Origin of the sequence: Psychrobacter sp. HII-4 (genome assembly GCF_904846595.1) — a bacterium.
Taxonomy (GTDB): Bacteria; Pseudomonadota; Gammaproteobacteria; order Pseudomonadales; family Moraxellaceae; genus Psychrobacter; species Psychrobacter celer.
The window spans coordinates 24,673-40,610 of sequence record NZ_CAJHBJ010000011.1; the positions used below are offsets into that span (position 1 = coordinate 24,673).

The window sequence follows — 15,938 nt, forward strand, 5'->3', positions numbered from 1 at the left end:
GCCATATTTTGATCAATCGATTGATAAGATCAACGCACCCCGTAAGCGATAGTGAGTCACAATATAAAAATGTCCGATGCAAGTAAGCGAGTATTTATGAAAGATAAGTCAGTTTCTCAGTCCACATCTCAACTGGCCACCTTAATCCAAATGGGCAAAGAGCAGGGGTATCTTACCTATGCTGAGGTGAATGACCAACTGCCAGACTCTATTACCGAAAGCGATCAGATCGAAGATATTGTGCAGATGCTGACAGACGTTGGTATCAAAATCTTTGAATCTGCGCCTGATGCCGATGACATCTTGATGAACGATGACTCAAGTGATGATGACATGGCAGCAGACGAAGCAGCGGCTGTACTCGCCTCTGTTGAGACTGAGCCTGGTCGCACCACGGACCCTGTGCGTATGTATATGCGCGAGATGGGCACGGTCGATTTGTTGACCCGCGAAGGCGAGATTGCCATCGCCAAGCGTATCGAAGAAGGTATTCGTGACGTGCAGCATGCCATGGCTTACTGGCCAGGTACGGTGCAGTTCGTCCTTGACGAGTATCAAAAAGTACAAGATGGTGAAAAGAAACTGTCCGATGTCATCACAGGTTTCTTAGACCCTGAAACTGAAGAAGACAAAATTACCGCTCAAGAAGCCAAAGAAGAAAAAGAAAATCCCCCCGTTATCAAAGCCAAGGTCAATGCCAAGGCAGCCGCGCTTGACGATGAGGACGACGAAGACGAAGACGACGTGGAAGAGGAAGCGGAAGAAGAAACCAGCGGCCTTGATCCAGAAGAAGTCCGTCTGCGCCTAGAAGAGATCGAGCACTTATTTATCAAAGCCAAACAAGCCTTGCTTGATTATGGCCGTGGTAGTGTCGAAGCAGATGCTGCCTATGCGTTATTGGCTGAGCGTTTTATGATGCTCAAGCTTAATAACCGCTTGTCAGATCAAGTCATGGCCATCATGCACGATGTCTATGACGATGTGCGTAAGCAAGAGCGTCAAATCATGCGTTTGGTGATTCGCCGTGGTCGTATGCCGCGTGACGAGTTCCGTAAGACCTTCCCTAGCAACGAAACCAACGTCGATTGGCTCATTGAGCGTATCAAAGGTAAGCCTGCGTTTGCCGGCACCCTAGAAAAAGTCACCGATGATGTGATCTTATTGCAACGTCGTATCCGTGACTACGAGCAGCAGCTCGACATGAAAATCCACGACATGAAAGACGTCGCCCGCCGTATGGCCGTCGGTGAGGCAAAAGCGCGCCGCGCCAAAAAAGAAATGGTCGAGGCCAACTTGCGTCTGGTTATCTCTATCGCCAAAAAGTACACCAACCGTGGTCTACAATTCTTGGATCTCATCCAAGAAGGTAACATCGGTCTGATGAAGGCGGTCGATAAGTTTGAATATCGCCGCGGTTATAAGTTTTCGACCTATGCGACATGGTGGATTCGTCAGGCGATTACCCGCTCTATCGCTGACCAAGCGCGTACCATCCGTATCCCTGTGCATATGATTGAGACCATCAACAAGATAAACCGTGTCTCTCGTCAGCTGCTACAGGAGATGGGACGCGAGCCGACGCCTGAGGAGCTAGGCGAACGCTTAGAGATGGACGAAGTCAAAGTCCGTAAGGTGCTCAAAATTGCCAAAGAACCGATCTCGATGGAGACGCCTATCGGTGATGACGAAGACTCGCACCTAGGTGACTTTATCGAAGATGGTACCATCTCAAGCCCTGTTGACGATGCCACGGCAGCTGGCCTACAAGAAGCCACGCGTGATGTATTGGGCAATCTCACCGAACGTGAAGCGCGCGTGTTAAAAATGCGCTTTGGTATCGATATGCCAACCGATCATACACTAGAGGAAGTCGGCAAGCAGTTCGATGTCACCCGTGAGCGTATCCGTCAGATCGAAGCAAAAGCCCTGCGTAAACTGCGCCACCCTTCGCGCTCTGAGCATCTACGCTCTTTTTTAGAGAACGACTAAGTTATCGGAGTCTAGATAATAGATTTCAAGTATTTGCTAACACTAAACTTGCTAACATAAAAAAGCTGAGTATATCTCAGCTTTTTTTGTGTCTACTCATTGTGTCGGTCTATGTATCGAGGCCGCTTATTCATTTCATTCAAAAAATCATTGCCTTTATGTATTATTGAGCGTATAACCACCTAGCACAGCTAGCGCTGTATACCGATGCGTATCTGGGCGTGATCGACAGCTTGAGTGTGGAGCTGCTGTATGCAGAAGGACTATATGAGCGGCGTTTTAAAGCCATGCTCATGCTTTATCACACTGCTATTAAACAGCTGACAAAAAAATAGATTTTTAAATCTAGGTCACTTTTATATATAGTCGATACACTCTAAAAATGTCATAGCGCTACTGGGATGCTATTTTTAAACGTAGGTTGCGCAGCCTCTGGACACGCAGCACGCAAGTAAAATTTATACCAGTAGCGCGTTTAAATCCATAACAGTTTCACATCCAGCTAACTATATGGTTATTTGAGCATCACTTGCTAATGGTGGCTGTTCTCGCCTATCATAGAGCGGATTTACTTTAAACGCTATTTTATCGTTATTATTAAAAAATAAACCTTAAAAACAAACCTTGTCGGGGTGCTTTGATTTTTTTGTCGTCAATCAAAATCATGGCTGAGAGTTACCCGCGAACCTGATGCAGTTAGCACTGACGTAGGAAACAAGCGTGCCGATATATAAGTCACATTGACGCCACAACTTGCCAATCTATGTTATTTAGACTGGCAAACGAGTCATGTCTTTTCACCTATGCGCCCTACGCTTTGCTTACTGGTATTTTATAAAGGTAAGTAAAAACCATGAACTACCAAACACTACGTCACCGCTGCCCCACGTGGGATGACTATATTCAGCATGACTTTGTCAAACAATTGGCCGACGGCACCCTCGCCCCTGATAGCTTTCGCCACTACCTTGTCCAAGACTACCTATACTTAATTCACTATGCTCGCGTGATGGCGCTGAGCGTGTATAAGAGCGACACACTGGCACAAATGCGCGTCGGTCAAGCAGGGCTAAACGCCATGCTCGATATGGAGATCGGCATGTATCTAGACTTTTGCCGTCTTTGGGATATCCCTTTGCACGAGGTCGAGGGTGCGCCTGAATCTGCTGTTACCATCGCCTATAGCCGCTATATATTAGACGCTGCCATGTCAGGCTCTTTGGCGGCGCTGTATGCCGCGATTGCGCCTTGTCTGATGGGTTACGGAGAGATTGGCAAGCGCATTAAACAAGCTGGATTTATCGCCGGCAACCCTTATCAGCCTTGGATTGATGTTTTTTCTAGCGATGACTTTCAGGCCATTACCGCGCAAAACGAAGCACAGATTGACCTGCTATTGGCAGATGCCAGCCCAGCACAGGCCGATAAGTTCCAACGCTTATTTGACACCGCCGCGCGGATGGAAGTCAGCTTCTGGCAGCAGGCGTTGGACTTGTCTTAGACTGTATTTTTTATAGTAGGGTTCACCAACTTTAAATCAACGATAGTCCTACTCGCATCGTATCTTATACATTCATTTTATTTAAAATTGATGATAAAACAACAACCACCCTCAAGGAGAGATTTTATGGCAGCATTTGACGAGCACGCCAGCGCATACGACAGCTGGTTTTTGGACAACCAAAACTTACTGGCCAGCGAGCTAAAGCTAGTGGCGCACTTTTTGGATAAGGACAGTGAGATACTGTCTATCGGCTGCGGTAGTGGTCTGTTTGAGATGCTACTGGCCAAGGATTATGACATCCACATCAAACACGGCATCGAGCCGTCAACAGATATGGCAAAAATCGCTGAAAAACGCGGCTTGCTAGTAGATGTCAGCCCTGCCGAAACCAGTGAGATTGCGCCCAATAAATTTGACATCATTATGTTTAACGGCAGTGTCAGCTATATCAGCGACTTGGACTTATGTATCAAAAAAGCCTTTGACGCGCTAAAGACTGGCGGCAAACTTATCCTCATTGACGTCCCAAAAGAAAGCGGCTTTGCCAGTCTTTATAATCTGGCCAGTGCGGTAGATAGCTGGGCGCATCCCCTGCTCGCGCACATCTCCCCTGCCAACCCCTATCCTATCGAGCTGGTCCGCTCTGCCAATTGGCGCACCTCTGATGAAAAAATCAAACTGATGCAGGCCAATGGCTTTACCGACTTGCAGTACGCGCAGACCCTACTGACCCACCCTATGTATGCCAATGACCAAGTGCAAGAGGTCATCGAAGGGTATGATCGCGGTGATTATGTGGCTATTTGTGGGTATAAAAAGTAGCTGTGGCCAAAGACACTTGAATAATACCAGCTGCGCCATCATAAACAGCACAATGTATTTTTATAACAGCGAGGCAAGATTATGAGTGACGACCCAAAAGATAACGGCCAAAACCCGACTGCTCACCGAGCGGTCAATGTCACTAACCTAACCCCTAATGACGGTGTGCTAAAAGGCAAAAAAACCGATATCCAAAACCCAGAGCTGTGGGATTTTCCGATGAACTACCCGATGAGCATCATCGGTCATGAAGGCGAGCATGAGACCTTACTGAACGAAGTTAAGCTTATCCTCGGTAGTCAGTTCCCTGATTTTGATTTGGCCTCGATAGATGTCAAACCCTCAAAAACAGGCCGCTTTCACTCAGCACGCGTCAATCTGTATCTGACCGAAGCTGAGCAAGTAAACACGCTGTATGCTGCTCTTGATAGCGCCAAGACTGTCCGCATGGTGTTGTAGGGCTTTTTGTCACGATAAGCGCTGCTAACCGACGAGCTGATGGACTTTTAAAAAAACCAGTCCGTTTTTCGTCTAAATCGTCACTCATATGGGTGGCGATTTTTTATGGTCTGCTGTACAATCTGCGTCCGCATCGTGCAGCTGCAAAACAAGGCTATAGATCAATTTTTTGGGCGGCAATAAAAAGTAAATGTCTACCACATTTTTACAAAAAAAATTATCCACGAGGCTATTCGCCCCTAACCCTTATGCCATCACCCTTTGCCAAAATTGGCGGCATCGGCAACCTCTTAGCAACATAGATTGCCACTAAAATCAATATAGCATTTTTAAAAATTTCCCGCTATATTGTGCCTACCTACTAACAAATACGCTATATGTAGTGCTCAGTGAATTTTTAATTTACTACGAGCAGCGGTAGAGTTTTGCCTAAAAAAACACCCTACCACCACAAGACAGCTATAGCGTCATAAAGCATGCCAGCGGGCTCTTTCCGCTTTGCATCACAATAAGCAATCAACTTAAGAGGGCGGTATGACACATATTGATAATATTCAAGTAACCAAACGCGACGGACGCCTAGAGCCTATAGATTTGGATAAAATTCATAAGGTGATCGAATGGGCCGCGCACGATTTAGATAATGTGTCTGTCTCACAAGTTGAGCTAAAGTCGCATATTCAGTTTTATGAAGGCATCAAAACCCGTGACATTCACGAAACCATCATCAAGTCTGCCGCAGATTTGATCTCTGAAGAGACGCCTGATTATCAGTATCTGGCCGCGCGCCTTGCTATCTTTCACTTGCGTAAGATTGCGTATAACACATTTACCCCGCCGCACCTATTTGATCATGTGACGACTCTGACAGAGGCAGGCAAATACGATGAGCATATCCTAGCCGACTATAGCCGCGCAGAGTTTGATGAGTTAAACGAGTACATCGACCACTGGCGCGATATGAATCTTGCCTATGCCGCAGTAGAGCAAATGGCAGGCAAGTACCTCGTACAAGATCGCGTCACCAAGCGCGTTTATGAAAGCCCGCAGTTTTTGTATATGCTGGTCGGTATGTGCCTGTTTGCCAACTACGACAAGGCCAGCCGCTTAAGCTATGTCAAACGCTTTTATGATGCGACCTCACAGTTTAAGATTTCCCTACCGACGCCTATCATGTCGGGTGTGCGCACGCCATCGCGTCAGTTTAGCTCGTGCGTACTTATCGAATGCGGCGATAGCCTAGACTCTATCAACGCCACCACCAGCGCCATCGTGCGTTATGTGTCACAGCGCGCTGGTATCGGCATCAACGCTGGTCGTATTCGCGCCCTTGGCAGCCCTATTCGCGGCGGTGAAGCGCAGCATACTGGCTGTATTCCATTCTATAAATTATTCCAAACTGCGGTGAAGTGTTGCTCACAAGGCGGCGTACGCGGCGGTGCTGCAACGCTGTTTTACCCACTATGGCATTTAGAAGTTGAATCACTCCTTGTACTCAAAAACAACCGCGGCGTCGAAGACAACCGCGTCCGTCATATGGACTATGGCGTGCAAATCAACAAAACGCTATACACTCGCCTGATCAAAGGCCAAGACATCTCGCTGTTTTCGCCCTCGGATGTCCCAGGCTTGTATGATGCGTTTTTTGAAGATCAGGACAAATTTGAAGCGCTATACACCCAGTATGAGCAAGACCCAAACATTCGTAGCCGCCAAATTCCAGCCTCTGAGCTGTTTAGCTTGATGATGCAAGAGCGCGCCAGCACTGGCCGCATCTATATCCAAAACGTCGATCATTGCAACACCCATAGCCCGTTTGACGCGACCGTCGCACCGATTCGCCAGTCAAACCTCTGTATGGAGATTGCCTTACCGACCAAACCACTTGACAACATCAATGACGAGACTGGCGAGATCGCCCTATGTACCCTATCAGCGGTTAATCTAGGTAAAGTCGAAAGCGTCAGCGACATCGAAGAGCCAGCAGAGCTGATCGTCCGTGCACTAGATGCCCTACTCGACTATCAAGACTATCCAGTCAAAGCCGCTGAAAACGGCAGTATGCGTCGCCGTACCTTAGGTGTGGGCGTGATCAACTATGCCTACTATCTCGCGAAGAATGGCGTGCGCTACTCAGATGACTCAGCATTGGGTCTGACACATCAAACCTTTGAAGCGCTACAGTACTATCTGCTCAAAGCCTCAAACAAATTGGCCAAAGAGCAAGGTGCCTGCCCTGCCTTTAACGAGACCACGTACTCGCAAGGTATCTTACCGATTGATACTTATAAAAAAGACTTGGATAACATCTGCCAAGAGCCGCTACATCTCGATTGGGAAAGCTTGCGTCAAGAGATCACCGAGCACGGTCTACGCAACTCTACCCTAACCGCCTTGATGCCGTCTGAGACCTCAAGTCAGATCGCCAACGCCACCAACGGTATCGAGCCACCACGCGGTCTAGTCTCTATCAAAGCGTCAAAAGACGGTATCCTCAAGCAAGTCGTTCCTGAGATTGACAAGCTAAAAGATCAGTACGAGCTACTATGGCAAATGCCAAACAATGATGGCTATATCAAGCTGGTCGCTATCATGCAAAAATTCGTCGATCAAAGTATCTCTGCCAACACCAACTACGATCCTGTTCGTTATGAAGGTGGCCGTGTACCGATGAAGATATTGCTAAAAGACTTGCTAAACGCTTATAAAATGGGTGTGAAGACGTTGTACTACCATAACACTCGTGATGGTGCGAACGATGCTCAAGCGGATATGGAAGATGATTGTGCTGGTGGGGCTTGTAAGATTTAAGTTTGAAAAAGAAATTCTTTGAATAGACTTTCTGATGGATGGCGGGTTTGGCTTTTGGGTTAAGCTCGCTGTTTATTGTTATCTATAAGGTACTGGAATCATATGAATGCATATACCGAGTATCAGATCAAAAACTTCTATGAAAAATATGAGAGCCAAACTTTCGATCAAGATGATGTATCACTTTTTATTACTGCAAGTAGAGATGATACTAATCGTGGAAGTATTTTTAGAGAGTTAGGAGACTTTATAGCGCACCCTAATCTTAAAACCCATGGACTATCTATTGAGAATCTTAAACCTGCTCTCAAGTATTTTGAAGAAAACACTGATGATATGTTGGATGGCAAACGGCCAACAATAGAAGTACCGTTTTCGATAGGCTTTAATAACGAAATCTTAGATGAATTGTATTCGGTTTTTGGAATGGTGGAAATTTATCCATCCTCTAGACATATACATAGCCCATCTTTCAGAGAATTTATGTTTTGTTTGATTTTTCTTCTGGGTAATTTCAAGCTAGAACTAAATAAAAAAACTTGTCCATTAGTAGTCACATTTTCTGGTGCCTTAAGTTTAACTGTTTTATATCCTAGCGATAAGTATCCAAAGTATTTAGCAGAGTTTACTTTAGCTTTCCTAGGAAATGTCTATACAGGAGGACTACCTAGTTTTTATAAGAAAAAGTTGGATGGACATATTGTGAGAAGACTATTTGATGGAAGTCTCGCTGCCATACCTTACGAATTTGATAAAGAATGCTATCTAACTGGTGAAAAACCATTTCCTAAAGGTGTAGGCTTACCACTGGAAAGGAAGCTGAAATTATAGGGTGTAGGGTTCGCCCAGCGCACCAATGATATAGAAATTGTGTTTAAAGATGCACGAGGCGCACCCTACAAAATATATAGATTAACAAATAAGACCCAATTTTCATGCTAAAATTAGACCTATATTTAGAACGTAATTTTAACGGAGAATGGGTCATGCAACCAATATTTGCGACACAGACAGCCAGTATCTCAGAGCTTAAGACCAACCCTTCAGCACTCATTAAACAGTCGGATGGTGAATCTGTGGCTATTTTAAACCACAATAAACCCGTGGCTTACTTAGTTTCCACAGACATGTACGAGCGTATGATGGAGGCGATGGACGATATGGCACTTAGCCAAACCGTAAACGCACGGATGGATGATGGGCAAACACCGATAAAGGTTACATTGGATGACTTATAGTCTTGAGTTTCATCCTTTAGCATTAAAAGAATGGGAAAAGCTAGCGCCCAGTATTCAGCAGCAGTTTAAAAAAAAGCTGCAGCAGCGATTATCAAACCCACGAGTACCTGCGTCAAAACTCTCAGGGCATCCAGATACCTATAAAATCAAATTACGTACTGTAGGCTATCGTTTGGTCTATAGCGTCAAAGATGACGTTGTGGTGGTCTATGTGCTGGCTGTCGGCAAAAGAGAAAACAACAAGGTGTATGAAAACCTTGCAGTACGCCAGCCATAGCTTAAGTATAATCAAAAAAACCCTTTAACTTTACCGCTATAATCGCAACACATAAAGAATAAAAATGACGGAGGTCATAGACGTGCAATATACCGCGATCATCAAAGACGGTGGGCTTTTTATCCCAAACGTGTTTTCTGACTTAAACGATGGTAGCTCGCATATCGTACAAATAGACGTTGACATCGCCGAGGTACGACAGCAGCTAAGCGAGCACGCCAGCACGATCGAGACCAAAACGCCCAAAAAACCCACCAAAAGAGCCAATAAAAAGGCTGAGCAAAAACCGCCCAAAAGCACCGATGACGACGGCATAAGTACCCGACGCAAAAGCGCAATCGACGAGCTAGATGCCCTAGATGATGCAGAGCTAAGCGAGATACTCAAAGCCTATATGAATGACGGACAAACCCCAGAACAAATATCGCTAGAAAACCTATAAAACAATCAACTCCATATAAACCAACAACCGTATTACTGATAAAGGTAGAACAATGACGTACTCGATTTTTTCTCAAACGCCAAACAATGCGCTGACAGAGCCGATGTTTTTTGGTCAGCCAGTCAACGTGGCGCGTTATGACCAGCAAAAGCACCCAATCTTTGAGCAATTGATCGAAAAACAACTGTCGTTTTTTTGGCGTCCAGAGGAAGTCGATGTATCACGCGACCGTATCGACTTTAGCAACCTCTCCTCGCACGAGCAGCATATATTTTTGAGCAACCTCAAGTATCAGACCCTACTCGACTCTATCCAAGGCCGTAGCCCAAACGTGGTGCTACTCCCGCTGGTGTCTATCCCTGAGCTGGAGACGTGGATCGAGACGTGGTCATTCTCCGAAACCATTCACTCGCGCAGCTATACCCATATCATCCGCAATATCGTCAATGACCCTGGCGTTATTTTTGACGACATCATGCAAAACGAGCATATCTTGCAGCGCGCCTCTGATATTGCGCAGTATTATGACGATCTGTACCGCAACTCGCAGCTGTATAGCCTATACGGTGCCGGTACGCACAATATCAATGGCGAGCAGATCACCGTCGATCTAAAGTCACTCAAAAAACAGATGTATCTGTGCATCATGGCGGTCAACGTCCTAGAAGCCATTCGTTTTTATGTGTCATTTGCCTGCTCGTTTGCCTTTGCTGAGCGAAAATTGATGGAAGGCAACGCCAAGATCATCAAACTGATCGCGCGTGATGAGGCGCTGCATTTGACGGGTACTCAGCACATGATCAATCTGATGCGTAATGGTAAAGATGATCCTGAGATGGTCGAGATTGCCGCAGAGTGTTTTGATGAAAGTATCGAGATATTCCGGAAGGCTGCCGAGCAAGAAAAACAATGGGCAGGTTATCTGTTTAAAGACGGCTCGATGATCGGTCTAAACAAAGACATTCTTTGTCAGTATATCGAATACATCACCAACCTGCGCATGGAAGCGGTCGGCTTGCCAGCGGCGTTCCCAAATTCAAAATCCAACCCTATCCCATGGATTAATACGTGGCTGTCGTCTGACAACGTACAAGTGGCACCGCAAGAGACAGAGATTAGCTCATACTTGGTCGGTCAGATCGACTCTGATCTATCAGACAGCGACTTTGATGACTTTGAGCTGTAATTTTTAGATGTTATTAGCGCGTCGATGACATATCGCTGTCATGCAGGCGCGCTATCATCAAGGCAAAAAACACCAATAAAAATGACCATCAGGAGCTTGGGCAATGACGTGGGTAGTGACCAGCAAACAGCGCTTTTATTTGCATGATAGCGAGACCTTGCTAGACGGCTTACTGCGTACTGGGCACGATATCAGCTATCAGTGCCGCGAAGGCTACTGCGGTAGCTGCCGCGTCAAGCGTATCTCAAGCTCACACAGCGTCGACTATCCATTTGAGCCGCTGGCGATGATAGATGAGGATGAGATACTGCCCTGCTGCTGCCGTGTGCAAGGGGTCATTCATATCAATCATGAGCCCGTGATTAAATAAAGACGGCTCACTTTAAAACCAGAAGCCACAAAAAAGCGCGCTACCTCAAAAGGCAGCGCGCTTTTTTGTGGCAGTTACCGACCTCTATACCCTACTCAAACAGCTTAAGTAGCTCCTCACGCATACGATCACGCTCTGCCTCTGACATCATCGGTACCTCTTCATCTGGTAAGTATGGCTGACCAGAACCGCCAAGCGTTTCGTCATGAATGATGACGGGACGCGGGGTTGGCTCTTGTACCGGACGCTCCTCTAATACGATTTTTACCTGCGCGTTTTTGCCTTGGCGTAGTATCTGGGCATTGAGCTCAGTATTGGGCGGCTTACGGGCCACATACTGAATCAAGGTATTGGCATCGGTCATCTCGACCCCGTCGATGGTCAAGATAATATCGCCCACTTGTAGGCCACTTTTGGCCGCAGGACTTTGGTCGATGACGTTTAATACTTCTACACCGGTCGAGGTCTCAAGCTGCGTAGGATCACGAAGCTGTGACTGAATCTCGATACCCAGCCAGCCACGACTGACCTTACCATCTTTGATTAATGCATTCATCACCTGCTCGACAAGGGCGGTCGGAATAGCAAAGCCGATGCCCATCGAGCCGCCAGAGCGGGAAAATATCACGGTGTTAATACCGACCAGCTCGCCATGCGCATCGACGAGCGCACCGCCTGAGTTACCAGGGTTGATCGCCGCATCGGTCTGAATAAAGTCTTCAAACTTATTGACCCCAAGACCAGTACGCCCAGTGGCAGAGATGATCCCTTGCGTCACCGTTTGGCCGACACCGAACGGGTTGCCAATGGCCAAGGCCAAATCGCCGACGCGGATAGGATCCTCGCGGAAACCAAGCGGCGTCAGTCCGGTCATATCGACTTTGATCACCGCCAAATCACTATCAGGATCGGTACCGATGATCTTGGCGCGGCTCTTACGCCCGTCATTAAACGCGACGGTGATTTCATCGGCTTTTTCGATGACATGGGCGTTGGTCACGATATAGCCGTCTTCTGAGACAATCACTCCAGAGCCTAAGTTGGTAGAGCCTTGATCCTGCGATGGCCCGCCGTGAAACTCAAAAAAACGGCGCAAGACAGGGTCATTCATGTATGGATGCTCGGCCATGGTCTGCGTGGTATAGATATTGACGACCGACTGTGACGCGCGGGCGACGGCATTATGATAAGAGGAGATCGGTGCAGGCGTGTCAGCGACAGGAGCCGATGCTTGCTGCTCAGCAGGTGACGTCCTCGGTGGCTCCCACGTCGCCTCTGACGTCGTTTTCATACTCATGAACAACCAGGTAAACGCTGCCAATACTAGCAGCAATAAGATCCAAGGAAGCCACTTTAACACAGACGCCTTGTTATTGGTGTTCGGGGATGGCGACATATAAAAACCTCTATAATTTTGATGCACACAAACAATAAAAAAACAATGATAAATAAAACCGAGACAAATCGCAGGCCAGTTACTACTGGCCTACTGTGAGCAATAGCATAGCAAATATCAGCAGCAAAACGCTATCGCTTAAGTAGTCTTGTGTATCGTCAGTTCTAAAGCTGACCCACCATAGGCAAATTATAACTGCCCATTCTACCGAATAGTAACGCATCGTGTACCATTTCAGTTATTGGCCTTGTCTACTCTTTGGCACTGTCATGCTAAAATGCAGATTATTTGCCTCACTGGCCAATCAAATAACGCAAATAACGACAAGGAACCACCATGACCGCTCACGATACCCCGCCCTCTGCCGATAGGACGATTACTGCCCAAGCGCTGACTGAGTTTTGTGATGACTATCTGTCTGCCAGCGCATTTAAAGACTATGCGCCAAACGGCCTACAAGTCGATGGCGGCCGGCCTATCAGACGCATCGTGACTGGGGTGACGGCTTGCGAGGCACTCATCGATGCTGCCATCGCCGAGGACGCCGATGCGATTATGGTCCATCATGGGTATTTTTGGAAAGGCGAACCGATGACCATCACTGGCATGAAAGGCCAGCGTATTCGTAAATTGATGCAACACGGAATCTCGCTGATTGGCTACCACTTGCCGCTCGATGCTCATCCAAAAATCGGTAATAACGCCAAGCTCGCCGAGATGTTAGGGCTGACCATCACAGAGGCGCTATACCCTTATGAGTCGCATCCCGTCGGCAATATTGCCACGTGCCCGCCGCAAAGCGCTGAAAGCCTAACTCAGACCATCACGCAAGCTCTAGGACGCATACCGCTACATATCTCAGGTCATTATCAGTATTTGGCAGATGAAGCCGCAGATACAGCAGCCCCAAAACTGTTAAAACGTATCGGCATCTGTACTGGCGGCGCGCAAGATATGATCGAGCAAGCCGCAGCCATGGGCTGTGATGCTTATATCTCAGGCGAGATATCAGAGCGCACGACCCATAGCGCCCGTGAGCTTGGGATTGATTACTTTGCATGTGGCCATCACGCGACAGAGCGCGCAGGGATTCAAGCCCTCGGAGACATCGTCGCTCAAAAATTTGGTCTGTCTGTGCGCTTTATCGATATCGATAACCCCGCTTAGAGTCGGCATCAACCCAGCACAAGTAAAGCTTAACACCAATACTTTTGGTTTACGATATTGAAAATTCGATACATCAGTGATGGTTATTTGACGGTTATCTAACGATAAAACCTAGTCGTTTTTTAGCTTCTACTTCATAATACAGCCAAATTTGACCGTTTATAAGCAAATTGTTAAGTTTTATCGCTAATTTCTTAACTCTACTTGAATAATAAAACCAGTAACCGCATATTACTACCTGTAACAAAGAACGTTTTGTCATGAAACTTCCCATTATTACAGCTTCCGGTTATGGCACCAAGATAGATAACAAATAGATAATAGACAGCCATTTAGCGTTACTATTTATCTTTATCTATGACTTAAGTTTTACGAGACTTAAGTTTTACGAGATTTACGCACGGCTTATTATCTATATACTTATTTTCTATAGTGAGAGGGCGCGCGGCTTTAACGGCGCATTACTATCTTAGTGTTGCGATGGTGGTTTGATGTTTTTTGTCAGTCGGTGTTATGACTGGATAAAAACGAATAACCCTGTATCGCTGAACAGAAAATATGATCGGCTGCTTACTCTACCCTAAACGATATAAAGAGTAAGCCGCTGCTGATATTAGCGTAGTGTATTGACCTTATCATTGAGACGCATGGTTTGGCGCCGCTTTGATACAGGTATCTACGTGCTTGTTTCAATAATTTAATCATGACCTTACCTGTGTTTGTTAGGGAGTCGTTACGTTCAGTCTTATCTATTGTCGATGAAGGAATCATCTGATTTATCGCCTTCTGGGGTTTTTGCGTCTGTTTTTTGCAGGCATGGCTTTTTTGATAAGCTTTTTTTGACAATAGATACTTGGCTGTGACAGCGCTGCACGTGTTTATAGAAAACTCATACGCGGCACGACTTTTTAATAAACAAACTGAGCGCACACGACAGTTATTTAACCGTGTCCTTCAGTTGAAATGCAACCTCGGTATATGTGCTATTGGCATACACAAGCGAGCATTTACGGTAAGTAGGATGGCTAAAATCAGGAGACATCCATGCAGCGTATTACTTATCGTGTGAAAGTATCAGCGCAAGGGGCCAAACGCCGTATTTCCTATCTGCTGCGTCCATCTAAGCGCCTACCAAACACCAAAAGTAACATCGTTTCATCCGTTACCCCTACTACTTCAAATCGGTTTGCCAAGACCAAAAAACTGGCGCAAGTGTCTAGTATCGCCCTGCTCTCGCTACCTGCTGAGAGCCTAACGACGATGCAGGCAAGCGTACCGGCCTATGACCATGTGATGCTAGACAACACCTTGACCGTCGCTGCTGTCCCAGGAGATAGTACGTATTTTGCGACCGATGGGTTTCAGCATGGTTTTGGGTTTGACTTGGTACGTACTTATGCTGACGAGCTCGGTGTCGATATCGACCTAAAAGCCTACGCCAGCGAAGAAGCAGCCTTACATGCTCTAAAATCTGGTGAGGCGGACATGGCATTGACCACCGCCAGTACTCAACTAAAAAGCCAGCTAAATTTGTCCTCTATCAACGTCAGCTGCGGCTATGATGCCAGTTTGACCAAAAACGGCCTGCATCCAAAGGTCAGCTGGTCGTTTAATGCCCCTGATGATCCATTGTCACAAAAAGCCAGTTATTTTTTGTGCGATAGTATTAAGCTAAAAAACACCCAAAAGCTGGCCGCGTTTTATAATCAAACCCTACTAAAAGACGCTTATAGTCAAGATCACTTTAAAAAAACACTGACAGAGAGGCTGCCTGATTATCAGTCGTCTTTTGAGGAGCAAGCACGTAACTACAATCATGATTGGGAGCTGTTGGTTGCGATGGGCTATCAAGAGTCACATCTGGATGCCAATGCGGTCTCGCCCACCGGCGTACGCGGCCTGATGATGCTTACCAACAATACTGCCAAAGCGATGGGCGTATCAGACCGTGTGGACCCGTATCAAAGCATCGGCGGCGGCGCGCGTTATTTAGAACAAATGAAAGATGAGTTCGCTGATGTGCCAAAGTCTGATCGAATTTGGTTTGCACTAGCAGGATACAATATGGGTCCAAATGCGGTCAAAAGCATCCAGCGTAAACTGCGCACGCAAGGCATCGATGATAAGAGCTGGGCCAACGTCTATGCCTATCTCGCAGAACACAGAGCCTCTAACAGCCGCTATGGTCAAGCGATGCACTATGTCAGCAATATCAGAAGCTATCTTGAAACCATTAAGACGCAAACTGTCTAATGACATGACACTCAAAAAACGCAA

The 15,938-nt window shown here is 46.6% G+C and carries 15 protein-coding genes and 1 riboswitch; of the genes, 13 read left to right on the forward strand and 2 right to left on the reverse strand.

The window, feature by feature from the left end:
- The first annotated feature begins 96 nt into the window (after positions 1–96).
- The 11 genes from rpoD to yfaE all read left to right on the forward strand — a co-directional run bounded on the left by rpoD (position 97) and on the right by yfaE (position 11,098).
- A complete protein-coding gene (gene rpoD, locus JMX98_RS07245; RefSeq protein WP_201585582.1) occupies positions 97–1,989 on the forward strand; it encodes an RNA polymerase sigma factor RpoD in 1,893 nt (630 codons plus the stop codon).
- A gap of 618 nt (positions 1,990–2,607) precedes the next feature.
- A riboswitch (TPP riboswitch) is annotated at positions 2,608–2,720 on the forward strand.
- 122 nt (positions 2,721–2,842) lie between these two features.
- Positions 2,843–3,490 carry a thiaminase II gene (tenA, locus tag JMX98_RS07250; protein ID WP_201585584.1) on the forward strand — a complete coding sequence of 216 codons (648 nt, stop codon included), beginning with the start codon at positions 2,843–2,845 and terminating at the stop codon, positions 3,488–3,490.
- 126 nt (positions 3,491–3,616) lie between these two features.
- Positions 3,617–4,315 (forward strand): class I SAM-dependent DNA methyltransferase, encoded by a 699-nt coding sequence (locus tag JMX98_RS07255; RefSeq protein ID WP_201585586.1) that lies wholly within the window; start codon positions 3,617–3,619, stop codon positions 4,313–4,315.
- 81 nt (positions 4,316–4,396) lie between these two features.
- Positions 4,397–4,774: a YbeD family protein gene (locus tag JMX98_RS07260; RefSeq protein ID WP_105246079.1), complete on the forward strand. Its 378-nt coding sequence runs from the start codon at positions 4,397–4,399 to the stop codon at positions 4,772–4,774.
- Between the two features lie 534 nt (positions 4,775–5,308).
- Positions 5,309–7,585 (forward strand): class 1a ribonucleoside-diphosphate reductase subunit alpha, encoded by a 2,277-nt coding sequence (nrdA, locus tag JMX98_RS07265; protein WP_201585588.1) that lies wholly within the window; start codon positions 5,309–5,311, stop codon positions 7,583–7,585.
- Positions 7,586–7,687: 102 nt separating this feature from the next.
- On the forward strand, positions 7,688–8,416 hold the full coding sequence (locus tag JMX98_RS07270) for a hypothetical protein (RefSeq protein ID WP_201585590.1): 729 nt from the start codon (positions 7,688–7,690) through the stop codon (positions 8,414–8,416).
- Between the two features lie 155 nt (positions 8,417–8,571).
- The gene (locus tag JMX98_RS07275) at positions 8,572–8,823 is read left to right on the forward strand and encodes a type II toxin-antitoxin system Phd/YefM family antitoxin (protein ID WP_201585592.1); all 252 of its coding nucleotides are present in this window, start codon (positions 8,572–8,574) and stop codon (positions 8,821–8,823) included.
- The gene (locus JMX98_RS07280) at positions 8,813–9,100 is read left to right on the forward strand and encodes a type II toxin-antitoxin system RelE family toxin (protein WP_201585594.1); all 288 of its coding nucleotides are present in this window, start codon (positions 8,813–8,815) and stop codon (positions 9,098–9,100) included. The genes JMX98_RS07275 and JMX98_RS07280 overlap by 11 nt, the downstream gene beginning before the upstream one ends.
- Before the next feature lie 64 nt (positions 9,101–9,164).
- On the forward strand, positions 9,165–9,542 hold the full coding sequence (locus JMX98_RS07285) for a hypothetical protein (RefSeq protein ID WP_227680077.1): 378 nt from the start codon (positions 9,165–9,167) through the stop codon (positions 9,540–9,542).
- A gap of 52 nt (positions 9,543–9,594) precedes the next feature.
- Positions 9,595–10,728, forward strand: a complete 1,134-nt coding sequence (gene nrdB, locus JMX98_RS07290) for a class Ia ribonucleoside-diphosphate reductase subunit beta (RefSeq protein ID WP_201585596.1) — start codon at positions 9,595–9,597, stop codon at positions 10,726–10,728.
- A gap of 103 nt (positions 10,729–10,831) precedes the next feature.
- Entirely contained in the window at positions 10,832–11,098 is a 267-nt protein-coding gene (gene yfaE / locus JMX98_RS07295; protein ID WP_192992875.1) for a class I ribonucleotide reductase maintenance protein YfaE, read from the forward strand.
- 91 nt (positions 11,099–11,189) lie between these two features.
- Here the strand turns inward: yfaE and JMX98_RS07300 are convergent, their stop codons facing one another.
- On the reverse strand, positions 11,190–12,494 hold the full coding sequence (locus tag JMX98_RS07300) for a S1C family serine protease (protein ID WP_201585598.1): 1,305 nt from the start codon (positions 12,492–12,494) through the stop codon (positions 11,190–11,192).
- Positions 12,495–12,830: 336 nt separating this feature from the next.
- On the opposite strand from JMX98_RS07300, the gene JMX98_RS07305 reads away from it, so the two are divergent.
- The gene (locus tag JMX98_RS07305; protein ID WP_201585600.1) at positions 12,831–13,661 is read left to right on the forward strand and encodes a Nif3-like dinuclear metal center hexameric protein; all 831 of its coding nucleotides are present in this window, start codon (positions 12,831–12,833) and stop codon (positions 13,659–13,661) included.
- Positions 13,662–13,755: 94 nt separating this feature from the next.
- Here the strand turns inward: JMX98_RS07305 and JMX98_RS07310 are convergent, their stop codons facing one another.
- Positions 13,756–13,923, reverse strand: coding sequence for a hypothetical protein (locus tag JMX98_RS07310; RefSeq protein ID WP_201585602.1), 168 nt, complete (start codon positions 13,921–13,923; stop codon positions 13,756–13,758).
- Positions 13,924–14,705: 782 nt separating this feature from the next.
- Between JMX98_RS07310 and JMX98_RS07315 the strand changes: the two genes are divergently transcribed.
- Positions 14,706–15,914, forward strand: coding sequence for a transglycosylase SLT domain-containing protein (locus tag JMX98_RS07315; protein WP_201585604.1), 1,209 nt, complete (start codon positions 14,706–14,708; stop codon positions 15,912–15,914).
- The last annotated feature ends 24 nt before the right edge of the window (positions 15,915–15,938 follow it).